Raw genomic sequence first — 21236 nt, 5'->3', positions numbered from 1 at the left:
GTGGTCCAGCGACGACCGACCGCTCAGGGAGCACAGATGAGCAACTCACTCGCCGAGTCCGGCGCCCCGGGTCCCGCCGCGCCGGGCAGGAAACCTCAAGCAACCGACACCCGCGGTCCGTTCCGCGGACCCGCGGCCCTCTGGCTGGCCCTCATGGCCGGCCCGCTGTCCTTCGGCATCGCGGGCCCCGCCCTGGTCCTGGACGACGCCGCGAGGGACCTCGACGTCTCGACCGGGGCCGCCACCTGGACGGTGACCGCGTTCGGCTGGGGCATAGCCGTCGGAACGCCCCTGCTGGCCGGGCTGCTGGACCGCCGCGGGGCGCGCACCGCCCTCAGCGCGTGCGGTCTGCTCGTCCTGCTGGGGGCGGGCCTGGTGGCCGGTGTACCCGTCCTGCCGGTGCTCGTCGTGGGAACCGCCCTGATGGGCCTCGGCACGGCCGGCCTCACGGCGACGGCCATGAGCCTGGCCGGCTCCCCGCGTGCCATGGGACTGGTCACCGCCTCGCTCGCCGTGGTGGGTTCGACGGCCCCGCTGGCCGGTTCCCTCGTCAACGACCTGCTGTCCTGGCAGGCCACCCTCGCGCTTCCCGTGCTGAGCGCCGTGGCGGTGCCGTTCGCGGTGGCCCGGTGCGCGCACGGCGCCCCGGTCGCCCGGGAGCCCTTCGACCCGCTGGGCGCGGTGCTGCTGACCGCGCTGGTCACCGCGTTGGTGTTCGTGCCGCACCAGCCGCTGGTGGCCGGGGTGTGCTCCGTCCTGGCCGCGGGACTGCTGGCGGCCCAGGTGCGCGCACGGCCGCGGGGCTTCGTCCCCGCCGTCCTGGTGCGCAACCCGGGCTTCCTGGTCTCGGCGGGCCTCGCGCTGTGCCTGGCGGTGGTCAACTTCGGCATGATGTACGCGGTTCCGGAGCGGCTGGAGGACCACACGTCGTGGTCGACCAGCGAGATCGGCGTCGCCATGGTGTGGCCGCTGCTGCTCGGCGGCGCCCTGTCCTGGTTCGTCGTGGCGCTCTCGGCGCGGACCGGACGCCGGGTGGTGATCGGCGCTCTGACCGGTCTCGCCGTCCTGGGGGTCGTGCTGGCGGTCGTCGGCGGCTCCGCCCTGGTCCTGCTGGCCGCCCAGGCCCTGACGTCGATCGCGGCGGCGTCGGGTCAGGGGGCGTTCGCGGTGCACGCCACCTCGGCCGTTCCCGAGGACCAGCGCCCGCCCGCCATCGGCATGTTCAACCTGTCGTACCTTCTCGGCGCGGCGTTCGGGCCCGCCATCGTCTCGCTCCTGGCGCTCTGAGCGCCGCGGTCCGCCACGTCTGCGCCGTCACACCGTGTGAGTGTGACGGCGCACACCGCGCTTGCCAAAGCACCTCTACATGCGTCAACTGGCATAATCGCCAGGGGGGTTCGCGAAAGGACAGTGCGCCTGCCGGGTCGCCGGCCGGCACCGGTCCGGTCCGCAGGCCACCCGGTGACCATGTGGGGGGAGAGGCTGTGGCTCTCGGGTCGCGGGCACGGCTCGCGGAACGCACACGGGAGTCTTCCCGTTGCGCCGGTGAGGCCGTGGTCCGTGCGACTCGGCCGTCGTGCACCGTCACTGCCGGCGGTTGGGGAACGAGACACCGGAGGGCCTCGTGTCGCAGAAGAAGGACGAATCCGTGGCGGCCGTGCTGGCCCTGCTGGACCTGCTGGCCGGTGACGGGCCGGCCAACCGCTTCGAAGCGGTGGTCGAGGAGGCCCGCAGACAGGGCGTGACCGGCGCCGACCTGCGCAGGGTGGAGCAGACCAAACGGCTGGCCCTGGACATCCAGGCCCGGCTGGAGCGCCGCCAGCAGTGGAGCGCCGCCCTCGCCACGCTCGTCGACACCGCCGCCGACCTGGCGAGCCCGCACACCGTCGAGGACACCCTCAAGATCATCACCCGCCGGGCGCGGCTGCTGCTGGGCGCCGACGTCTCCTGGGTCACCCTGCCCTCCGACGACGGCGGGGGGTTCCGGCTGCACTCGCTCGACGGGCACGTCACGATGCTGAACACGCGGGTGCAATTACCGAGGGGAGCCGGGCTGGCGTCCGCCGTGCTGGCGCACCGGGCGCCGCTGTGGACCTCCGACTACCTGACGGACGACAGTTTCCGGCACGCCGACGAACTCGACCAGTGGATCAACGCGGAAGGGCTGCACGCCGTCCTCGCCGTGCCGTTGAGCCGCGCCGCCGGCACCGAGGGATCGCTGCACGTGGCGGACCGCAGCGTGCGCCACTTCTCCGCCGACGAGACGGCGCTCGTGAACATGCTCGCCGAGATCGGCGGTGTGGCCCTGGACCGGGCCCTGCACCTGGACGAGACGCGGGAGGAGGCGGCGGCCCTGCGGGAGCGGGCGTTCGGCGCGGAGGCCGAACTGGCCGACGCGCGCGGGCTGGTCGCCACGCAGGGGGCGCTGCTCGACCTGGTGCTCGGGGGCTGCGATCCGCAGCTGCTGGTGGAGGAGTGCCACCTCAGGCTGGGTGCTCCCGTGCTGCTGTGCGGTCCGCAGGGCACGGCGATCGCGGCCTGTGGGGACCTGTCCGAGACCGCGCGGGAGGAGTTCACCCGCGCCGCGAAGGGCACCGGTCTGCTGCCGCCCTCCTCCCCCGCCCTCCTGGACGGCGGCATCTGGTCCGTGCCGCTCCTGGCCGGCAGTCACCACCTGGGCGCCCTGTACGTCCAGGCCGGTCCCACGCTGTCCGGCGAGACCGCGGAAATGCTGCGGTGCGCGGCTCGGGCGGCCGCGGTGCTGCTCTCCCTCCAGGAGGGCGGCGGCACGGTCGTGGAGGGGCAGTTCCGGGACGAACTGCTCGACGATCTGCTGATCAGCGTGCCCCGGCCCCGGGACCTGCTGGAGCGGCGCGCCCGCCGGCTCGGCATCGGCCTGGACCAGCCGCACGTCGTCGTGATCGCCCGTTTCGAGGGGGACGCGCAGCCGCACGCGGTGACCCGGGCGTCGTCCTGCGCGCGCCGGGAGAACGGGCTGCACACCACGCACGAGGGCGACATCGTGCTGCTGCTGCCGGGCACCGACCCGGGCGCCGCCGCCCGGACGGTGCACGACGAACTGTCGTCCCTGCCCGGCCGTCCGCCCACGGTCAGCGGCTCCGGACCCGTGTCGGACCCCGGCGCGGTCCTCCACGGGTACCGGGAAGCGGCACGCTGCCTCGACGCGATGACCGCCCTGGGCGCCACCGGAACCTCGGCCTCGACCCACGAGATGGGCTTCGTGGGCCTGCTGCTCTCGGACCGGGTGGATGCCGAAAGGTTCATCCAGAGCACGATCGGTGCCGTGCTCGACTACGACGAGCAGCGGCTGACGGAGCTGGTCCGCACGCTGGACGCCTACTTCGACACCGGCGGGAGCCCGACGTACGCGGCCGAGAAGCTCCACGTGCACCCCAACACCGTGGCCCGCCGGCTGGAGCGCATCGGTGACCTGATCGGCCCCGACTGGCAACGGCCCGAACGGGCCCTGGAGATCCAGCTCGCGCTCCGCATGTCCCGGATACGGAGGGTGCTGCGGGAGCGCGAGGAGCCGGCCGGGGACGCCGCCGGTGATCAGGACGCGTAGTCGAGCTCGTCGTCGGTGTCGCCCAGGGCCGCCAGGGCGTGCGCGGCCGAGGCCAGGGTGACGTGCCGGTGCCAGCCGCGGTAGGAGCGTCCGGCGAAGTCGCGGAGCCCCACCTGGTCGGCGGCCCGGACGAAGTCCTGGTCGACCCGGCGGACCATCCCCCGCAGCCGCATCCAGAACGCGGGCGGGACCGACGTCAGGTCCGTCAGCCACACCTCACGCGGCCGCCGCCGGTCGTCGCTGCCGATCCCGAGCAGGAGCAGGTCACACGGCCCGGTTCCGGTCCGCCGGCCCGCCGGGCCGGGCAGCGCCACGCGGACGGCGGTGACGAGCCCGGAGCGCCGGACCGCTGTCCCGTTGCCGTCCGGCCACACCACCGGCCGCTGCAGGCCGCGGCTCGCGCCCATGATCTGGCGCACCGGCCTGGGCGTGGTGTCGAAACCCTTGAGCGCGGGGTCCACCACCGACAGCCGCAGGGAGTCGTCGACCCGGAGCATCATCGGCATGCCCCGGCCGAGGAGCCCCGACACCGTCGAGCCGACGTCGCCGCCGCGGGCGTCCATCACCACGGGGCGGGGCGGCAGACGCCACGCCGCGGTCTCCAGGACGGCCTGGAGCGCGCATTCGCCCAGGGTCTCCGCCGAGGCGTCGTCCGGTATCGACGCACGGCGCCGGCGTTCCTCGGCGAACCAGGACGGGGAGAGCTGCAGTCGCCAGTTGACCGGCACGCTCATCTCCTCGGCGACCGCCCACACGCCCACGGCCTGCTGGGCGTTGAGCATCTGGCCGTGCTCGGGGAAGAAGCGCCGCTCCACCCCGACGGAATGGCGCCCGGCCTTGGGGATGACCATCGGCCGCACCACCCATGCCTGTGGCGGGACGACACTCACCACGTAGCGGGCCAGTGCCCGGCGCACCGGCCCCCATTCCCAACTGGAGTCGCTGATGAAGTGGTGCAGGCTCTGTTCCGTCGCCTGTCCCCCGGCGAGCGCGGCGATGTTGCGTATCGATTTGCGTCCCCTCACCTCCAGCAAACCTCGTATGTACTCCATGCCCTTGCGGCGTTGGTCGCTGCGGGGCAGGGAGGCGAACAGCAGTGAGCACATCTCCGGCAGCGACACGTTGCACGGGGGTGCGTACGGCGGCTCGTGCATGGTCGGACTCTGCGCTTGGTCAGGGCTCAGCGCGACCACACTCATGAACGGACCCTCCATCGGGAGTAGACGAAGACGATCCGAAGGGCTGCCCGTCCAATGTGCGGTACACCGGGTGCAGGTCCCAGGTACACGGAGCACAGGACTTGCGACGAGTGGCGGTGGCCGGGCCACCATCGCCTGCCCGGCCCCCGGGACGCGCATCCGGAACGCGTCCTTCGAGCTGTGTCCGGACCACCGCCGCGGTCGCCGAGCTCCTCGCCGGGGGCTGTTCCAAGGGGACTTGACAGAGTGGCGGCGGGGTCGGGCGCGGGGCGCCGCAGGCGCGTCACCATGGAGTTCCGTGCCGCGGCACACCCGACGGGGACCCGGGTGTGGTCCCACTACCGAGGAGGACACCATGAGCGCTGCCCCGGAGCCACCGCCCGTCACCGTCTGGTCGGATCCGGGGTGCCCCTGGGCCACTCTCGCGCTGCACACGCTGCGCACCACGGCCCGCGAGCGCGGGCAGGACCTGCTGATCGACCACCGGGCGTTCCCGCTGGAGCTGTTCAACCACCAGCCCACACCGAAGTTCATCGTGGAGCCGGAGATCGTGGTGATCTCCGCACACCGCCCGGATCTGGGCTGGCGCCTGTGGGCGGGGCGCGAGTACGACTACCCGTCGACGATGCTGCCGGTGATGGAGGCGGTCCAGGCCGCGAAGGACCCGTCGATCGGCGGCCTGCGCGGCAGCGACGAACTGGACGCCGCCCTGCGGCACGCGTTCTACGTCGAGAGCCGTTGCGTCAGCATCCTCCCGGAGATCCTCGACGTGGCCGCCGCGTGCGAGCACGTGGACGAACAGGCCCTGGGCCGCGCCCTGGAGCGCGGTGCCGGGCGGGCCGAGGTCCACGAGCAGTTCCGGGAAGCCCAGGGCCCCGGCGTGCAGGGCAGCCCCCATCTGTTCGCGCCCGGCGGGTACGCGGCCCACAACCCGGGCGCGCACGTCGAGTGGACGAAGGACCCCGACGAGAGCGGGGTGCCGCGTCTCGACCGCTACGACCCGTCGTGGGCCGGGGAGTTGCTCGACCTGCTGGCTCAGGGGAGGCAGCCCGCCGGTGCCTGAGACGAGGGACCTGACCATCTCGGCGGCCGCGTACGACCGTTTCGCCGCGGCGGCCGCGGCCGAGGGGGTGTCGGTGCGCGCGTACCTGGAACGGATCGCGGAGCGGACGGCCGGCGGGCCGCCCGGGCCGGGTGCGGAACGGGTCGCGGGCGGGCCGGAGGCCGATCGGCGGCTGGTGGCGCTGGGAATCGGCGAGCCGGCGCAAGACGCCTGAGGGGGAACACGGCAAGAGGCCGTGCCGACACCTTCCGACACGGCCTCCGGCCTGCTGTTGCAGCAAGTCGGGACGACAGGATTTGAACCTGCGACCCCTTGACCCCCAGTCAAGTGCGCTACCAAGCTGCGCCACGTCCCGATGCGCCTCGCGCGGAGTGAACCGCGTGATCGCGCAGGTCAACCCTACCGCATACGGGACGGGGGCTTCAGCCGCGCGAACTCCGGGGCGTGCGCGTGGTCCGTGCCCGGCCCGGGGTGGACGGGCAGGTGGCCGCCGGGCGGCACGGGCTCCTCGCGGGGGCCGCGCCGGCCGCCCATCCGGGCGCCGGTCCAGCCGGCCAGCCCCGCCGTCGACACGGCGACCGCGAGCACGGCCCACCAGGGCAGTTCCGCCTTGGTCGCGTGTCCGGCGCAGGCCGCCACGGCGAGCAGCGCCGTGGCGGCACCCCCGGCCGCCTCGGTCCGCCGGACCCGCCGGTCCCCCGCCTCGTCCACCCCGTGTCCCCCTTCGCGCTCGCTCACCCGGGCATCAACTCCCAGGCATATGCCGCACACCATAAGCGAGCTCCACAGGCGCGTCTGACCAGGGCGTACGGCGGAACGGGAGACGCACCGCGCGCTGACGCGCCGGCCGGTGTGCGTGCGCGCCTCCCGCGACGGCGCACGCGATCGGTGCGCGCCGACGAGTGTCCGGTCGGCGCTGTCGCCCGTCGTCCGGCGTGCGCAGCGGAGCGCGGCCAGGCCGATGAAGAGCAGGGAACTCACGCCCGCGAGGGCGAAGGCGGTGAAGCCCCGGTCCCCCCTTGTGCGCGGCGAGCAACGGCCCGCGGTGCTGCTGATCGGCGGCGGCAACGACGTCGTCGGTGAAGGCGACCGCTTCCTCCACGGTCACCACCTCGACCCGCCGTCGCGGGCAGGCGGAGCGAACGGTGGCCCACACCGGGAGCGGGGTGATCGTCACACGGGCCGCGCCGCCGGAGGCCGCCGGCGGCGACGTCGCCCCGCGCTGTCCCCCGGTCGTGACGGGCGGACGGGCATACCTGCACACGGACATACCTGCACACGGTCAGACAGCCCTACGGGCACGGGCGCAGGGGCGGCCGGGCGGCAGAGCGCAGGGGCGCTGTCGCGGGGGACGTCCCGAGGACCGAGGTCGAGCCGCTCAGCCGGCCGAGGCGGCGGCGGCCGGCGGACCCGTCGTGCCGCGGATGCGGAGCGTCGGCGCGGCCAGGTGGAGCCGGCCCTCTCCCCCGGGCCGCTCCAGCCGGTCGAGGAGGAAGCGGGCGGCTCGGCGGCCGACGTCGTGACCGGCGTTGTCGACGGTGGTGAGCCACAGGTGCCGCAGCCGGGACAGGCTCGTGTCGTCGTAGCCGACGAGGGAGAGGTCGCGCGGGACGCGCAGCCCCAGTTCCTCGGCTGCGGAGAGGGCGCCCACGCAGGTGATGTCGTTGACGGCGAAGACGGCGGTGGGCCGGTCGGGGCGGTTCAGGAGGCGGACGGTCGCGCGGTAGCCGCCCTCCTCGGTCATGTCGCCGGACTCGACGACGGCGTGGTCCGCCAGGCCGTGCGCCCGCATGGTCGACTCGAAGCTGCGGCGGCGCAGTTCGCCGACGGCCCCGAAGCCGGCGAGGTGGGCGATGCGGCGGTGGCCGAGGCCGATGAGGTGCTCGGTGACCAGGCGGGCCCCCCGCTCGTCGTCGCCGGCGACCTGGTCCACGCCGGGCGGCACCGGCTCGCGGGCACCGGCCAGCACGACCGGCATCGGTTCGGCGACCGTGCCGAGGGCCGCCGGGTCGGGCAGCGTGCCGACCACGACCAGGCCGTCGACGCGCAGGTCCAGCAGCGGGTCGGCCGGGTCCTGGCCGGTGCGGCGGTTCAGCCGGGCGTCGGCCAGCAGCATGTGCAGGCCGTGCGCGTGCAGGAGGGAGTTCAGGCCGTCGAGGAGGTCCACGAACCAGGGGTTGCGCAGGTCGTTCAGGAGGACGCCGACGGTGCGCGTGCGCCGCTCGCTGAGGCTGCGCGCGGCGGCGTTGGGCCGGTAGCCGAGCTCCTCGGCGGCCCGGAGCACGGCTTCCCGCTTCTCGGGGCGCACCTGGTCGGAGCCGCGCAGCACGAGTGAGACCAGCGACTTGGAGACGCCGGCCCGTTCGGCGACGTCTCGGATGGTCGGCGGTCTCATGCCTGGACCGTTCCATGGCGGGCGCGGCCTTGTCAAAGGGTTGACAGCCTTGGGAAACCGCGCCCAGGGTGGCCTGGACAGGTTCTGGAACGGTCCAAAGAGGGGCTCTCATGGTGGACACGCTCGGCGTCGCCGTCGTCGGATTCGGCTGGATGGGGCGGGTGCACACCCAGGCGTACGCGCGTGTGCGGCACCACTATCCGCAGCTGCCCCTCGTCCCCGAGCTGGTGACGGTCGCCGAGGAGGTGCCGGGCCGGGCCGAGGAGGCCGCCGCGCAGTTCGGGTTCGCCGCCACCACCCGCGACTGGCGTGACGTGGCCGCCGACCCCCGGGTGCAGGCGGTCAGCATCACCGCGCCGAACTTCCTGCACCGCGAGATCGGCGTCGCCATGGCCCGGGCGGGCAAGCACGTCTGGATCGAGAAGCCGGTCGGCCTGACCGCCGAGGACGCCCGTGCGGTGGCGGATGCGGTGGCCGAGGCGGGTGTGCAGGGCACGGTCGGCTTCAACTACCGCAACGCGCCCGCCGTCGAGGCGGCCAGGGAGCTGATCGTCTCCGGGGAGCTCGGCACGGTCACGCATGTCCGAATCCGGCTGTTCAGCGACTACGCGGCCCACCCCGAGGGTGCGCTGACCTGGCGGTACGAGCGGGAGCGCGGGGGCAGCGGGGTGCTGGGCGACCTGGCCTCGCACGGGGCGGACCTGGCCCGGTTCCTGCTCGGTGACATCGTGTCCCTCACGGCCGACACGGCGATCTTCCTCCCGGAGCGGGCCCGCCCGACCGGCGCGACGGCGGGTCACAGCCGGGCCTCGGGCGGCGAGCTCGGCCCCGTGGAGAACGAGGACTACGTCGGCTGCCTGCTGCGCTTCGCGTCCGGGGCGCGCGGGGTGCTGGAGGCCTGCCGGGTCTCGGTCGGCGAGCAGAACAACTACGGCTTCGAGGTGCACGGCACGAAGGGGGCCGTGTTCTGGGACTTCCGGCGCATGAACGAGCTGGGGATCAGCCGCGGTACGACGTACCAGGACCAGTCCGTCAGCACGGTGTACGTCGGCCCGGGCCACGGCGAGTTCGCCGCGTTCCAGCCGGGCGCGGCGAACGCCATGGGGTACGACGACCTGAAGGTCATCGAGGCGTACCGCTTCCTCTCCTCGATCGCCGGGGGCACCCCTGTGGGGGCGACGCTCGCGGACGCCGTGCACAGCGCGGCGGCGCTGGACGCGATGGCGCGGTCGGCGCACAGCGGCACCTGGGCGGAGGTGAGCGGACCGGCGTGACGCACGGCCGCCGACGGGGGCCGGCTGCGGGCCGGCAGCCGTTTCCCCGGCCGGGTGCTGGTACTGCGCCCGGCGAGGCGGCCCGTCTCGTTGCGGGCCGTCACCCCGGCTCCGCAGACACCGACTCCCGCCCCCAGCAGCGCTCGCAGCCGTCGGCCGGGCCCGGGCGCCGCAGACGGCACCCGGGCCCGCAGCCCCCGTCCACCGGCCACCGGCCACCGGCCCCACGCCCGGTCCCGCGTCCCGGATCACACAGCCGCCTGCGGCGGCATGTTGTACGGCGTCACCACCTGGATCGCCGAGGGCAGCGTCGGGCCCGCCGGGGGCAGGGCGCCGTGGGCGCGCATGACCGTGTGGCAGGCCTCGCGCACGTCCTGGCGCGGGTCGTGGTGGAGCACCGCCGAGAGCCGGTGCTCGCGCAGCAGGCGGGTGTTGTCGTGGTCCAGGTCGTGCGCGACGAACACGGCGCAGTCGCGGCCGAGGTCGTCGAAGGCGCGCAGTGTGGCGATGTTGCCGCCGCCGATCGAGTAGACGGCGCAGATGTCCGGGTCGCGTTCCAGGGCGGCCCGCACCAGGTCGTACTGGGTGGCGTCCAGGCCCTGCCCCTCGGCGATCTCGACCAGCGTGCGCTCCGGGTGCCGGGCGCGCATCGCGCTGCGGAAACCCATCTCGCGCTCCTCCTCGTTGCGGAAGAAGCCGCTGCTGAGGCTGGTGAGGATGTTGCCCGGCCGCTCCCCGAGCCACTGCCCCATGAGGTACGCGGCCGTCGCCCCGGCCGCCCGGTCGTCGATGCCCACGTAGGCCAGCCGGGCGCTGGCGGGCAGGTCGGTCACCAGGGTCACGACCGGGATGCCGGCGGCCGCGAGCCGGCCGACCGCCGCGGTGACCTCGGGGACGTCCGGTGCCTTGAGGATCACGCCCTGCGAGCCGCGCCGGGCTATCCGGTCCAGGGTCCGCACCAGCTCCCCGATCGGGCCCGTCTCCCGGAAGTGGAAGCGGGAGCGCAGCACCGCCGGGTGCAGCGCCGGCAGCTCGGCCTCCAGGGCGGCCCGGATGGCGGTGGTGAAGCGTTCGGGTGCCTGCATCACGAGGTCGACCATGAACGTCCGGCCGACCAGCCGGACCTGGGTGCGCTGCCGGTCCAGGTCCGCGATGGCCTGGCGCACCTCCCGCGCGGTGCTCTCGCGCACGCCTCCCCTGCCGTTCAGGACCCGGTCGACGGTCGCCTCGCTCAGACCCGCCTGACGTGCGATCTCACGGATCGGGAAGGGGTGGCCCATGCGCCGGCTCCTTGAGGGGTTTTTGATGGCTCGCTGCTGGTTGTTCGAGGGGTTTGTACTGACAAGAATGACAGGGCTGCGTCGCTCCGTGACCCCTGAAGGGACGACGATGTCCTTCACTTCCGTACATCACCGCGCCTGGCTGTCCGAACAGGACTGCGACCTCGACGCGTTCCGCGCGCTGGTCGAGCAGGCGACCGATCCCGCCGACTATCCGCACGCCTCCGCCGTCGAGCGGAACGTGCCGGTCTACGACTGCGGCCTGCTCGAAGGCGACCGCGTCGTCCAGGCCGAGCTGGTGCGGGCCCTGTCCGGCGGCCCGGGCATCGTCGTCTTCCGGGGTGCCTTCCCCGACCCGGAGGTCGTGGACCGGGCCACCGCGACGTTCGAGGGGCTCATCGCCGAACAGCGCGCCTCGGGCGCCACGGCCGGCGACCACTTCGCCAAGCCGGGCGCCAACGACCGGGTGTGGAACGCCCTGGAGAAGGCCGCCCTCTACGACGCGGAGGCCTTCGCCGACTACTACGCCAACGACGTCCTCGCCCTGGTCTCCACGGCCTGGCTGGGCCCCGGCTACCAGGTCACCTCCCAGCTCAACGTGGTCAACCCGGGCGGCGCGGCGCAGACCGTGCATCGCGACTACCACCTCGGCTTCCTGTCGAACGACGTCGCCGCGGCCTACCCCGCGCACGTGCACCGCCTCTCCCCGGTGCTGACCCTCCAGGGCGCGGTCGCGCACTGCGACATGCCCGTGGAGTCCGGGCCGACGATGTACCTGCCGCACTCGCAGAAGTACGAGGCGGGCTACCTCGCCTGGCGGCTGCCGGAGTTCCGGGCGTACTTCGAGGCGCGGTACGTGCAGCTGCCGCTGGCCAAGGGCGACGCGGTGTTCTTCAACCCGGCCCTGTTCCACGCGGCGGGCACCAACCGCTCGGCGGACATCCGCCGCATGGCCAACCTGCTGCAGGTGTCGTCGGCGTTCGGGCGCGCGATGGAGACCGTGGACCGGCAGGCCGTGGCGAACGCCGTGTATCCCGTCCTGCTCAAGCGCAAGGCGGAGGGCGCCGACCGGGCGTGGCTGGAGAACGTGGTCGCGGCGAGCGCCGAGGGCTACCCCTTCCCGACCAACCTCGACAGCGACCCGCCGGTCGACGGGCTGGCCCCGCCGTCCCAGGCGGACCTGATGCGGCGGGCGCTGCGCGAGGAGTGGACGCCCGAGGCGTTCCGGGCGCAGCTGCGGGCCGCCGCCGAACGACGAGAGAGCTGAGGAACTCCATGGGACTTCTCGACGACAAGGTCGTCCTGGTCAACGGCGGCAGTCAGGGGGTGGGCGCCGCGATCGCGCGGGCCGCGGCCCGGGAGGGTGCGCTCGTGGCCGTCACCGGGCGGCGTCCGGAGCCGGGCGAGGCGCTGGTGGCGGAGCTGACGGCCGCCGGGGCCAAGGCGATGTTCGTCCGCGCCGACCTCGCCGACGCCGGGCAGGCGAAGGCGGCCGTGGCCCGGGTGGCCGACGCGTACGGCCGGGTCGACTGCCTGGTCAACTCCGCGGGGCTGACGTCCCGGGGGACGCTGCTCGACACCACGCCTGAGCTGTTCGACCAGCACATCGCGATCAACCTGAAGGCTCCGTTCTTCGCGATGCAGGCGGCGGTCGCGGACATGGTGGCGCGCCGGGCGCCCGGCACGGTCGTCAACATCATCACGTCGTCGGCGCACGGCGGGCAGCCGTTCCTGGCCCCGTACGTCGCGGCCAAGGCCGGTCTGATCGGCCTGACCCGCAACGCCGCGCACGCCCACCGCTGGGACCGGGTCCGGATCAACGGCCTCAACATCGGCTGGACGGCGACCGAGGGCGAGGACGCCACGCAGAAGACGTTCCACGGGGCCGGGGACGACTGGCGTGAGGAGGCCGCCGCGAAGCTGCCCATGGGCAAGCTCGGACAGCCCGACGAGATCGCCGACTTCGTGGTCTTCCTGCTGTCGGACCGGTCCGGGGTGGTCACCGGCTCGGTGATCGACTGGGACCAGAACGTCCTCGGCGGACTCGACTGAGCACCCCCGCACGACACCCATCCCTCTCTAGGAGCAACACCCATGCGTATCGGAATCCTCGGCCTCGGCCGCATCGGCGCCTTCCACGCCGAGACCCTCTCCGGCCTCGACGCGGTCGACTCCCTCGTCGTGACCGACCCGTTCGCCGAAGCCGCCAAGTCCGCCGCCGAGCGGTTCGGGGCCGACGTCGTGGACTCGCCGGAGGCGCTGCTGGCCGCCGGGGTCGACGGGATCGTCGTCGCGGCCGCCACGGACGCCCACCCCGCGCTGATCCTGGCCGGGGTCGAGGCCGGGATCCCGGTCTTCTGCGAGAAGCCCGTCGCCCGGACGATGGCGGAGGGCGTCGAGGTGCTCAAGGCCGTCCAGGGCACGGACGTGCCGATCCAGATCGGGTACAACCGCCGCTTCGACGCCGGTTTCGTCAACGCCCGTGCCGCCGTGCGCGGCGGCGAGCTCGGCACCCTGCACACGGTGCGCTCCACCACGCTGGACCCGGCGCCGCCGCCCGCCGCGTACATCGCCGCCTCCGGCGGCATCTTCCGCGACTGCTCGGTGCACGACTTCGACATCATCCGCTGGGTGACCGGGCGCGAGGTGACCGAGGTGTACGCCGTCGGCGGCAACCGCGGCGCCGAGTACATCAAGGAGGCGGGCGACGCCGACACCACCGGCGCGATCCTCACCCTCGACGACGGCACCCTCGCGGTGGTCTCCAACTCCCGTCACAACGCCCGTGGTTACGACGTCCGCATGGAGATCCACGGCTTCCGGGACTCCATCGCCGTGGGCCTGGAGGACAAGCTGCCGCTGCGCTCGGTCGAGCCGGGCGTGACCTTCCCGGCGGGCACCCCGCACGACTTTTTCATGGACCGCTTCACCGCGGCCTACCGCGCCGAACTGACCGCGTTCACCGAGGTCGTGGCCGGCACCCGCCCCTCCCCCTGCACGATCGAGGACGCCCTGGAGGCGGGCTGGATCGCCGACGCGTGCACCCTGTCGCTGCGGGAGCACCGCCCCGTGACCGTCGCGGAGGTGCGGCAGGCATGAGCGGCCGGGGCCGGGAACCACTGCGCATCGGCGTGCTGGGAGCCGCGCGGATCACCGAACGCTCCCTGATCGGCCCGGCCCGGGAGACCGGCCACCGCCTCGTCGCGGTGGCCGCCCGCGACCGCGCCCGGGCCGAGGCGTTCGCCGCCCGGCACGGCGTGGAGCGGGTGGTGTCCTCGTACGCCGAGCTGGTGGCCGATCCTGAGGTCGACGTCGTCTACAACCCGCTCGCCAACGGTCTGCACGGCCCGTGGAACCTCGCCGCCCTCGCTGCGGGCAAGCACGTGCTGTCGGAGAAGCCGTCGGCGAGCAACGCCGAGGAGGCGGCGGAGGTCCGAGCCGCCGCCGAGCAGGCCGGGACGGTCTTCATGGAGGCCTTCCACTACCTCTTCCACCCGGTCACCCGCCGTCTGCACGAGCTGCTGGCCTGGGCGAACTCGGCGAACTGCGGCACGTGGAGGCCATGGTCACGATCGCCGCGCCGGCCCAGGACGACCCGCGCTGGTCGCTGCCGCTGGCCGGCGGAGCCCTGATGGACCTCGGCTGCTACAGCCTGCACGCCGTGCGCGTGCTCGCCCCCTGGGCGGGTGGCGCGCCGCGCCTGGCGGCGGCCCGGGCCGGCGAGCGCGCGGGCGCCCCCGGCGTGGACGAGTGGCTCGACGCCGACCTGGAGTTCCCGGGCGGCGCGACCGGTTCGGCCCGCTGCCACATGGCGTACGGCGGGCTCGACATGAGCCTTCGGATCGTCGGCTCGCGGGGCGAGGCCACGGCCCCGAACTTCGTCCTGCCCCACCTGGACGACCGTGTCGTGGTCCGCACGGCCCGGGGCGAGCGCACCGAGCACCTCGGCACCCGCTCGTCGTACGCGTACCAGCTGGAGGCGTTCGCCGCCCGGGTGCGCGAGGGGGCGCCCCTGCCGCTGGACGCGGACGACGCGGTGACGACGATGCGGTTCATCGACGCCTGCTACCGGGAGGCCGGGCTGGAGCCCCGGCCGCGTACCCGGGTCTGAAGCCCGTACAGGTGCGAAGGGGCCCGGGGGGACGACCCCGGGCCCCTTCGCACGCGTCCGGCTCTCTCACCCGTACAGCGCGGGCTTGTGCGCCAGCTCGATCTCCACCCGGCCGCCGTCCTCGAGCGCCCGGGCTCCCGCCTCGCACACGGCCGTCGCGGCGTAGCCGTCCCAGGCGCTCGGGCCGGTGACCACGCCGCGGCGGGTGGCGTCGACCCAGGCCTGGACCTCGCGGTCGTAGGCCGTCTCGAAGCGCTCCGTCCAGTCCTGGGCGATGGTGCCGCCCCAGCGGCCGGCCATGTTGGTGACCAGGGCGTGGCCGTCGCCGACGCGGGCGGTGCCGCGTTCGCAGACCAGCTCGGCCTGGACCTGGTAGCCGAAGCCGCAGTTGACGAAGATCTCGACGTCGCTCAGGGCGCCGCCGTCGGTCTCGAAGACGACGAACTGCGGGTCCTGCAAGCCCTCCGGGGCGCTGGCCGAGGGGGTGGGGCGCAGCACCGTGACGGCGGTAATCTCGTGGCCCAGCAGCCAGCGCGTCACGTCGGCCTCGTGGGCGACGGAGTCGGTGACGAGCATGGAGCTGGTGAAGAAGGGTGGGCTGGCGACGTTGCGGTGCCGGTTGTGCAGCATCAGCGGGCGGCCCAGCTGGCCGGTCGCCAGCAGGGCCTTCAGCTTGGCGTACTCGGGGTCGTAGCGGCGCATGAAGCCGACCTGGACCCGGCGGTGGCCGAGGCGCTGTTCGGCTTCGAGGACGCGCAGGGCGGAGGCCGCGTCGGGGGTGAGCGGCTTCTCGCACAGCACGGGCAGATCGCGCTCGAAGGCGGCGAGCAGGGTGGCCTCGTGGGCCGGGCCCGGGGAGGCGATCAGGACGGCGTCGACGCCGTCGGCCGCCATCGCCGCGGCCGGGTCGGTGTGGGCGGTGCAGCCGTCGACGCGGGCGGCGACGGCCTTCGCGCGCTCCGCGTCGACGTCGGCGACGGCCACCACCCGGGCTCCGTTGGTGACTTCATGGATGCGGCGCACATGGTCGGCGCCCATCCGTCCGGTACCGATGACCGCGACTCCCAGGGGGGCGCGTTGCGTCATGGCCGTCCTTTCGGGTCGTCAGGCGCCGCAGGACCTCAGGAACTTGCGGGTGCGCACCGCGATCGGCAGCGGCTTGTCCGGCTCGCACGGGTACATGTCCTGCTCGACGATGGCGAAGAGGTCCACGCCGAGCTTCTGGGCGGCCGCGAGGACCGGGCCCAGCTCCGGGACGCCGGCGGGCGGTTCGCACATCACACCGCGCGCGACGGCCGGGCCGAACGGGACCTCGTTCTTGACGACGTCCGCGAGGATCTCCGGGTCGACCTGCTTCAGGTGCAGGTAGCCGATGCGCTCGCCGTAGGTCTCGATCAGCTTGACGCTGTCGCCGCCGCAGTAGGCGTAGTGCCCGGTGTCCAGGCAGAGGTTGACGTGCTCGGAGTCGGTCGAGTCGAGGAACCGCTCGACGTGCTCCTCGATGTCGATGTGGGTGTCGGCGTGCGGGTGCACGACGATGTCCAGGCCGTAGCGGTCCTTCACCTCGCGGCCGAGGCGCTCCATGCCGGTGGTGAGGTTGCGCCACTGCTCGACGGTGAGCTCCGGGGGCTCCAGGATCTCGGCGGTCTTGTCGTCCCGCCAGAAGGACGGGATGACGACCAGGTGCCTGGCGTCCATGGCCTGGGTCAGGGCGGCGACCCGGCTGACCTGCTCCCAGGTGGAGTCCCACTCGGAGGGCCCGCGGTGCAGTCCGCAGAAGATCGTGCCCGCGGAGACCTTCAGGTTCCGCCTGGCCACCTCCTCGGTGAGGCGGGCCGGGTCGGTGGGCAGGTAGCCGTAGGGGCCGAGTTCTATCCAGGAGTAGCCGGCCTCGGCGACCTCGTCGAGGAAGCGTTCCCAGGGCACCTGCTGCGGGTCGTCGGGGAACCAGACGCCCCAGGAGTCGGGGGCGGAGCCGACCCGGATGCGGTCGAGCGCGAGCGCCATGTCAGGACTTTCCTTCCGAAGACGTGGCTACGGGAGCGGTGAGGTCCCCCTCCTCGGGGAGCCCTTCGACGTCGACGCCGCGGACCTGCGCCAACTCGTGCTTGAGGGAGGCCAGTTCGGCACCGCCGGCCATGTGGTTGGTCAGCTCTTCGAGGCTGACCTCGCTGCGGGAGGCGGACAGTTCCATCGTGCCCAGGCGCAGCACGCTGAAGTGGTCGCCGACCATGTAGGCGTGGTGGGGGTTGTGGGTGATGAAGATGACGCCGAGGCCCTTCTCGCGGGCGGCGGCGATGTACTTGAGCACCACGCCGGACTGCTTGACGCCGAGGGCGGCGGTCGGCTCGTCCAGGATGAGGACGCGGGCGCCGAAGTAGACGGCGCGGGCGATGGCGACGCACTGGCGCTGGCCGCCGGAGAGCGTGCCGATGGGCTGCTCCAGGTCGTCCAGGACGATGCCCATGTTGCGCAGTTCCTCGTCGGCGGTCTTCTTCATCTTCTCGATGTCGAGACGGCGCACGGGCCAGGGGCCCTTGGTCAGCTCGGAGCCGAGGAAGAAGTTGCGCCACACCGGCATCAGCGGGACGACGGCGAGGTCCTGGTAGACGGTGGCGATGCCCTTGTCGAGGGCCTCGCGCGGGGTGGAGAAGCGCACCGGTTCGCCGTCGACGAGGAACTCGCCCTCGGTGTGCTGGTGCAGCCCCGAGACGATCTTGATGAGGGTGGACTTGCCGGCGCCGTTGTCACCGAGGACGCAGGTGACCTTGCCGGGGAACACCTCCAGGTCGACGCCGTGCAGGGCGCGGATGTTGCCGTAGGACTTGCCCGCGCCGCGCAGTTCGACGAGGGGGCGGCCGTCGGCCGGGGTGTCCTTCAGGACGGCACCGTGGGTGCCGGTTTCGTTGCTGGTCATCGCGGTCACCTCCGGGTCGCCGTGCGCTGGACCCACAGATTGATGAGGACGGCGCCGAGGAGCATCACGCCGAGGAAGGCCTTGAACCAGTCGGGGTTCCAGCCGGCGTAGACGATGCCCTGCTGCACCATGCCGAACATGAAGGCGCCGAAGACCGGGCCGATCGCGGAGCCGTAGCCACCGGTGAGCAGGCAGCCGCCGATGACGGCCGCGGCGATGTAGATGAGCTCCTGGCCCACGCCCTCGCCGGACTGCACGGTGTTGAAGGAGAACAGCTGGTGCATGCCGACGAACCAGGCGCCGAAGCCGACCAGCATGAACAGGGAGATCTTGGTGAAGGTGACGGGGACGCCGACGGCCCGCGCGGAGTCCTTGTTGCCGCCGACGGCGAAGATCCAGTTGCCGTACCGGGTGCGCAGCAGCACCCAGGTCGCCAGGGCCGCGAAGACCAGCCACCACACCACGGTGATCTTGACGTTGACGCCGCCGACCTCGAACGTCGAGGCGAAGATCTTCTGCGCCTGCGCGAAGCCGTCCATGTCGCTGATGTCGTCGGTGGCGACGTTGCCCGTGACCAGCTTGGTGATCGCGAGGTTCACGCCCTGGAGGATCAGGAAGGTGCCCAGGGTCACCAGGAAGCTCGGCAGGCCCGTCTTGACCAGCAGCCACCCGTTGAAGGCGCCGATCGCGAGGGACACGAGCAGGGCGACGATCACGCCGACCCAGACGTTCATGGTCAGCTGGTAGCTGAGCATCGAGGCGGTCAGGGCCGAGGTGATGACGGCGACGCCGGCCGACAGGTCGAACTCGCCGCCGATCATCAGCAGGGCCACGGGCAGCGCCATGATCCCGATGGTGGACGACTGGTAGAGGATGTTCGCCATCGAGCTTCCGTCGCGCACCGGCGGCGCGGCGAACAGGAAGAACACGAGTACGGCGACGGCGCCGAGGAAGACGCCGACCTCGGGCCGGGCGAGCAGCCGCAGCGCCAGCGGGCGCTGCCGGGTCCGGCCGTCGGACTGCTTGGGGCCGGGGGCCGGCGGTGTGTCCACCGCCGGCGTGGCCTGCTGGGTCATGCTCATCACCGGGTGCCCTTCGCGGCGAACTCCCCGATCCGGTCGACGTTGGACTTGTCGACGAAGGCCGGGCCGGTCAGCACGGGCTGCTCGCCGCCGCCGCTGTAGTTGCCGTTGTTCTTGTAGAGCCACAGGCCGTCGACGGCCAGGTAGCCCTGGAGGTAGGGCTGCTGGTCGACGGCGAACTGGATGTCGCCGGCCTTGATGGACTTGATCAGGTCCTTGTTCAGGTCGAAGGTGGCGACCTTCGCCTTGCTGCCCGCGTCGGAGACCGACTGCACCGCGGTCAGCGCGAAGGGGGCGCCGAGGGCGACGACGTAGTCGATCGACGGGTCCTGCTTGAGCTTGGCGGTGATCGTCGACTTCACGGACGGCATGTCGGTGCCGTTGACGTTCTGCGGGTCGACCTTGCCCTCGAAGGTCTTGGCCACGCCGTCGCAGCGCTGCGTCAGGCCGACGTTGCCCTGCTCCTGCATGACGCAGAGGACCTTCTTGGCGCCGACCTCGTTCAGCTTCTTGCCGAAGGCCTCGCCCGCGACGGACTCGTCCTGGCCGAAGAACTCCAGCAGGTTGAGGTTCTTCCAGTCGCTCAGGCCGGAGTTGAGTCCGACCACGGGTATGCCGGCCTTCTCGGCCTTGCCGACGACGCCCTTGAGCGCGTCCGGCTTGGCGAGGGTGACCGCGATGCCGTCGACCTTCTGGTCGATGGCGTTCTGGACCAGGTTGGCCTGGTTGCCCGCGTTCGGGTCGGCGGAGTAGATGAGCTTGATGTTGTCCTTGGCGGCCGCGGCCTCGGCGCCCTTGCGGACGGTGTCCCAGAAGGTGTCGCCGGGCGCCTGGTGGGTGACCAGGGCGACGGTCATGCGCGGGGTGTCGGCCTTGCCGGCCGAGGCGTTCGCGCCGCCTTCCTCGGACTTCTTGCCCCCGGAACTGCTGGAGCAGCCGGCGAGGGTCAGGGCCGCTGCCGCGGCGACGGCGACGACGGGCGCGAACCTGCGAGAGCGGGGGTGAGAAGAGCGGTCCATCTTTCCTGGCACCTCACTGTGCTACTGCGGGGGAAAGGAAGGGATCACGAAGGGATCCGTGGTCCCGGAGCCTTACGGAGTCCGGATCATGATGCCGCAAACCGACTGTTGCGATGGCACGGGATACAAGTCCCTGCCGCGCCCGCTGTCAATACTTTGTTAAGACATCATTTCACAAGCAGGTCCGAATGTAAGTACAAAGTATTGACAGCGCCGCCCTCCGGGACCTACACCTGGGGGGCGGCAGGTCCCGCACACGCCACGCCCCCACCGTGTCAGGGCGCCCCGGGACCCGCATCCCCAGCTTCCTCAGGAGGTCACGCATGGCCGGGCCGGCACAAGATTTCGATGTGATCACGATGGGCCGCATCGGGGTCGACCTCTATCCGCTGCAGAGCGGCGTCCCCCTCGCCGCGGTGGAGAGCTTCGGGAAGTTCCTGGGAGGTTCCGCGGCGAACGTGGCGGTGGCCGCGGCCCGCCTCGGACGCCGTACGGCGGTGATCACGCGCACCGGCGACGACCCCTTCGGCACGTACCTGCACCAGGAGCTGACGGGCTTCGGCGTCGACGACCGCTGGGTCACCCCGGTCGCCGCGTACCCGACGCCGGTCACCTTCTGCGAGATCTTCCCGCCGGACGACTTCCCGCTGTACTTCTACCGCCGCCCCAAGGCCCCGGACCTGGAGATCCGCACCGACGAGCTGGACTTCTCCGCCATCCGCGCGGCCCGTGTCTTCTGGATCACCGGCACCGGCCTGAGCGAGGAGCCGAGCCGCTCCGCCACGCTCGCCGCCCTCAGGGCCCGCGACAAGGCCGGCACCACCGTCTTCGACCTGGACTGGCGCCCGATGTTCTGGGGCGATCCGGAACAGGCCCGCCCCTACTACCGCGAGGCCCTGCGCCACGCCACGGTCGCGGTCGGCAACCTCGACGAGTGCGAGATCGCCACCGGCGTGCGCGAGCCGCAGGCCTGCGCGGACGCCCTGCTGGAGGCGGGCGTGGAGCTGGCCGTCGTCAAGCAGGGCCCCAAGGGCGTGCTGGCCGTGCACCGGGACGGCACCCGGGCCGAGGTGCCGCCGGTGCCGGTGGAGGTGGTCAACGGCCTGGGGGCGGGCGACGCCTTCGGCGGCTCGCTCTGCCACGGCCTGCTCGCCGGCTGGGACCTGGAGCGGACCATGCGCCACGCCAACGCCGCCGGGGCCCTCGTCGCCTCCCGCCTCGCCTGCTCCTCCGCGATGCCCACCGCGTCCGAGGTCGAGGACCTCCTCGCCGGGGTGCCGTCGCCGAGCCCGAGCCACTGAAACGGAGTC

Annotated in this window: 18 protein-coding genes, 1 tRNA gene and 1 pseudogene; 10 read left to right on the top strand and 10 right to left on the bottom strand. The window is 72.8% G+C overall.

The genetic code is table 11. From position 1 onward, the window contains the following. The first annotated feature begins 36 nt into the window (after window positions 1-36). Together ACPXCS_RS01680 and ACPXCS_RS01675 are read left to right on the top strand one after the other, a co-directional pair. The gene (locus ACPXCS_RS01680) at window positions 37-1287 is read left to right on the top strand and encodes an MFS transporter (protein WP_425946089.1); all 1251 of its coding nucleotides are present in this window, start codon (window positions 37-39) and stop codon (window positions 1285-1287) included. A gap of 337 nt (window positions 1288-1624) precedes the next feature. Beyond that, a complete protein-coding gene (locus ACPXCS_RS01675; RefSeq protein ID WP_425946088.1) occupies window positions 1625-3586 on the top strand; it encodes a helix-turn-helix domain-containing protein in 1962 nt (653 codons plus the stop codon). Here ACPXCS_RS01675 and ACPXCS_RS01670 read toward each other — a convergent pair. Next, a complete protein-coding gene (locus tag ACPXCS_RS01670; RefSeq protein ID WP_425946087.1) occupies window positions 3574-4785 on the bottom strand; it encodes an IS701 family transposase in 1212 nt (403 codons plus the stop codon). The two genes, ACPXCS_RS01675 and ACPXCS_RS01670, sit on opposite strands and share 13 nt — an antisense overlap. A gap of 355 nt (window positions 4786-5140) precedes the next feature. Here ACPXCS_RS01670 and ACPXCS_RS01665 point away from each other — a divergent pair, with 355 nt between their 5' ends. Together ACPXCS_RS01665 and ACPXCS_RS01660 are read left to right on the top strand one after the other, a co-directional pair. After that, the gene (locus ACPXCS_RS01665) at window positions 5141-5848 is read left to right on the top strand and encodes a DsbA family oxidoreductase (protein ID WP_425946086.1); all 708 of its coding nucleotides are present in this window, start codon (window positions 5141-5143) and stop codon (window positions 5846-5848) included. Further along, window positions 5841-6062 carry a hypothetical protein gene (locus ACPXCS_RS01660; RefSeq protein ID WP_425946085.1) on the top strand — a complete coding sequence of 74 codons (222 nt, stop codon included), beginning with the start codon at window positions 5841-5843 and terminating at the stop codon, window positions 6060-6062. The genes ACPXCS_RS01665 and ACPXCS_RS01660 overlap by 8 nt, the downstream gene beginning before the upstream one ends. A gap of 67 nt (window positions 6063-6129) precedes the next feature. On the opposite strand, the gene ACPXCS_RS01655 is transcribed toward ACPXCS_RS01660, so the two are convergent. From ACPXCS_RS01655 to ACPXCS_RS01645, 3 genes are all read right to left on the bottom strand, one after another. Then, window positions 6130-6203 (bottom strand) — tRNA-Pro (locus ACPXCS_RS01655). Window positions 6204-6247: 44 nt separating this feature from the next. Next, window positions 6248-6586: a hypothetical protein gene (locus tag ACPXCS_RS01650; RefSeq protein ID WP_425946084.1), complete on the bottom strand. Its 339-nt coding sequence runs from the start codon at window positions 6584-6586 to the stop codon at window positions 6248-6250. A 640-nt stretch (window positions 6587-7226) separates the two neighbouring features. Beyond that, window positions 7227-8243 carry a LacI family DNA-binding transcriptional regulator gene (locus ACPXCS_RS01645; RefSeq protein WP_425946083.1) on the bottom strand — a complete coding sequence of 339 codons (1017 nt, stop codon included), beginning with the start codon at window positions 8241-8243 and terminating at the stop codon, window positions 7227-7229. 110 nt (window positions 8244-8353) lie between these two features. On the opposite strand from ACPXCS_RS01645, the gene ACPXCS_RS01640 reads away from it, so the two are divergent. Then, window positions 8354-9517 carry a Gfo/Idh/MocA family protein gene (locus tag ACPXCS_RS01640; RefSeq protein WP_425946082.1) on the top strand — a complete coding sequence of 388 codons (1164 nt, stop codon included), beginning with the start codon at window positions 8354-8356 and terminating at the stop codon, window positions 9515-9517. A gap of 248 nt (window positions 9518-9765) precedes the next feature. On the opposite strand, the gene ACPXCS_RS01635 is transcribed toward ACPXCS_RS01640, so the two are convergent. Then, window positions 9766-10797, bottom strand: a complete 1032-nt coding sequence (locus tag ACPXCS_RS01635; protein WP_425946081.1) for a LacI family DNA-binding transcriptional regulator — start codon at window positions 10795-10797, stop codon at window positions 9766-9768. Between the two features lie 109 nt (window positions 10798-10906). On the opposite strand from ACPXCS_RS01635, the gene ACPXCS_RS01630 reads away from it, so the two are divergent. From ACPXCS_RS01630 to ACPXCS_RS01615, 4 genes and pseudogenes are all read left to right on the top strand, one after another. Beyond that, a complete protein-coding gene (locus ACPXCS_RS01630) occupies window positions 10907-12064 on the top strand; it encodes a phytanoyl-CoA dioxygenase family protein (protein WP_425946080.1) in 1158 nt (385 codons plus the stop codon). A gap of 8 nt (window positions 12065-12072) precedes the next feature. Beyond that, complete coding sequence (locus tag ACPXCS_RS01625) at window positions 12073-12849, top strand: SDR family oxidoreductase (RefSeq protein ID WP_425946079.1); 777 nt, start codon at window positions 12073-12075, stop codon at window positions 12847-12849. 42 nt (window positions 12850-12891) lie between these two features. Further along, entirely contained in the window at window positions 12892-13896 is a 1005-nt protein-coding gene (locus ACPXCS_RS01620; RefSeq protein WP_425946078.1) for a Gfo/Idh/MocA family protein, read from the top strand. Further along, window positions 13893-14908 (top strand): annotated as a pseudogene (locus ACPXCS_RS01615) (Gfo/Idh/MocA family protein). Before ACPXCS_RS01620 ends, ACPXCS_RS01615 begins: the two are co-directional and overlap by 4 nt. Window positions 14909-14974: 66 nt before the next feature. On the opposite strand, the gene ACPXCS_RS01610 reads toward ACPXCS_RS01615, so the two are convergent. Genes ACPXCS_RS01610 through ACPXCS_RS01590 form a run of 5 tightly spaced genes read right to left on the bottom strand, consistent with a single transcriptional unit; the run spans window position 14975 to window position 19926 of the window. Continuing rightward, window positions 14975-15994 (bottom strand): Gfo/Idh/MocA family protein, encoded by a 1020-nt coding sequence (locus ACPXCS_RS01610; RefSeq protein WP_425946077.1) that lies wholly within the window; start codon window positions 15992-15994, stop codon window positions 14975-14977. An 18-nt stretch (window positions 15995-16012) separates the two neighbouring features. Continuing rightward, window positions 16013-16915: a sugar phosphate isomerase/epimerase family protein gene (locus tag ACPXCS_RS01605; protein ID WP_425946076.1), complete on the bottom strand. Its 903-nt coding sequence runs from the start codon at window positions 16913-16915 to the stop codon at window positions 16013-16015. A 1-nt stretch (window position 16916) separates the two neighbouring features. Continuing rightward, a complete protein-coding gene (locus ACPXCS_RS01600) occupies window positions 16917-17825 on the bottom strand; it encodes an ATP-binding cassette domain-containing protein (RefSeq protein ID WP_425946075.1) in 909 nt (302 codons plus the stop codon). A 5-nt stretch (window positions 17826-17830) separates the two neighbouring features. Continuing rightward, entirely contained in the window at window positions 17831-18907 is a 1077-nt protein-coding gene (locus ACPXCS_RS01595) for an ABC transporter permease (protein ID WP_365095556.1), read from the bottom strand. Next, window positions 18907-19926, bottom strand: a complete 1020-nt coding sequence (locus ACPXCS_RS01590; RefSeq protein ID WP_425946074.1) for a sugar ABC transporter substrate-binding protein — start codon at window positions 19924-19926, stop codon at window positions 18907-18909. The genes ACPXCS_RS01595 and ACPXCS_RS01590 overlap by 1 nt, the downstream gene beginning before the upstream one ends. 323 nt (window positions 19927-20249) lie before the next feature. On the opposite strand from ACPXCS_RS01590, the gene iolC reads away from it, so the two are divergent. Next, window positions 20250-21227 carry a 5-dehydro-2-deoxygluconokinase gene (gene iolC / locus ACPXCS_RS01585; protein WP_425946073.1) on the top strand — a complete coding sequence of 326 codons (978 nt, stop codon included), beginning with the start codon at window positions 20250-20252 and terminating at the stop codon, window positions 21225-21227. Window positions 21228-21236: the final 9 nt, after the last annotated feature.

The sequence above is a fragment of the Streptomyces sp. DT190 genome, assembly GCF_049846985.1.
In the GTDB taxonomy this organism is placed as follows: Bacteria; Actinomycetota; Actinomycetes; order Streptomycetales; family Streptomycetaceae; genus Streptomyces.
Note: the sequence above shows the minus strand (reverse complement) of the source record. Positions and strands in the feature narration are given on the sequence as shown.

Coding starts and splice junctions, on each gene's coding strand:
- ACPXCS_RS01635 (WP_425946081.1), bottom strand. CDS start 10,797: ATGGGCCACCCCTTCCCGATCCGTGAGATCGCACGTCAGGCGGGTCTG.
- ACPXCS_RS01630 (WP_425946080.1), top strand. CDS start 10,907: ATGTCCTTCACTTCCGTACATCACCGCGCCTGGCTGTCCGAACAGGAC.
- ACPXCS_RS01680 (WP_425946089.1), top strand. CDS start 37: ATGAGCAACTCACTCGCCGAGTCCGGCGCCCCGGGTCCCGCCGCGCCG.
- ACPXCS_RS01640 (WP_425946082.1), top strand. CDS start 8,354: ATGGTGGACACGCTCGGCGTCGCCGTCGTCGGATTCGGCTGGATGGGG.
- ACPXCS_RS01625 (WP_425946079.1), top strand. CDS start 12,073: ATGGGACTTCTCGACGACAAGGTCGTCCTGGTCAACGGCGGCAGTCAG.
- ACPXCS_RS01670 (WP_425946087.1), bottom strand. CDS start 4,785: ATGAGTGTGGTCGCGCTGAGCCCTGACCAAGCGCAGAGTCCGACCATG.
- iolC (WP_425946073.1), top strand. CDS start 20,250: ATGGCCGGGCCGGCACAAGATTTCGATGTGATCACGATGGGCCGCATC.
- ACPXCS_RS01665 (WP_425946086.1), top strand. CDS start 5,141: ATGAGCGCTGCCCCGGAGCCACCGCCCGTCACCGTCTGGTCGGATCCG.
- ACPXCS_RS01610 (WP_425946077.1), bottom strand. CDS start 15,994: ATGACGCAACGCGCCCCCCTGGGAGTCGCGGTCATCGGTACCGGACGG.
- ACPXCS_RS01600 (WP_425946075.1), bottom strand. CDS start 17,825: ATGACCAGCAACGAAACCGGCACCCACGGTGCCGTCCTGAAGGACACC.
- ACPXCS_RS01595 (WP_365095556.1), bottom strand. CDS start 18,907: ATGAGCATGACCCAGCAGGCCACGCCGGCGGTGGACACACCGCCGGCC.
- ACPXCS_RS01645 (WP_425946083.1), bottom strand. CDS start 8,243: ATGAGACCGCCGACCATCCGAGACGTCGCCGAACGGGCCGGCGTCTCC.
- ACPXCS_RS01620 (WP_425946078.1), top strand. CDS start 12,892: ATGCGTATCGGAATCCTCGGCCTCGGCCGCATCGGCGCCTTCCACGCC.
- ACPXCS_RS01605 (WP_425946076.1), bottom strand. CDS start 16,915: ATGGCGCTCGCGCTCGACCGCATCCGGGTCGGCTCCGCCCCCGACTCC.
- ACPXCS_RS01590 (WP_425946074.1), bottom strand. CDS start 19,926: ATGGACCGCTCTTCTCACCCCCGCTCTCGCAGGTTCGCGCCCGTCGTC.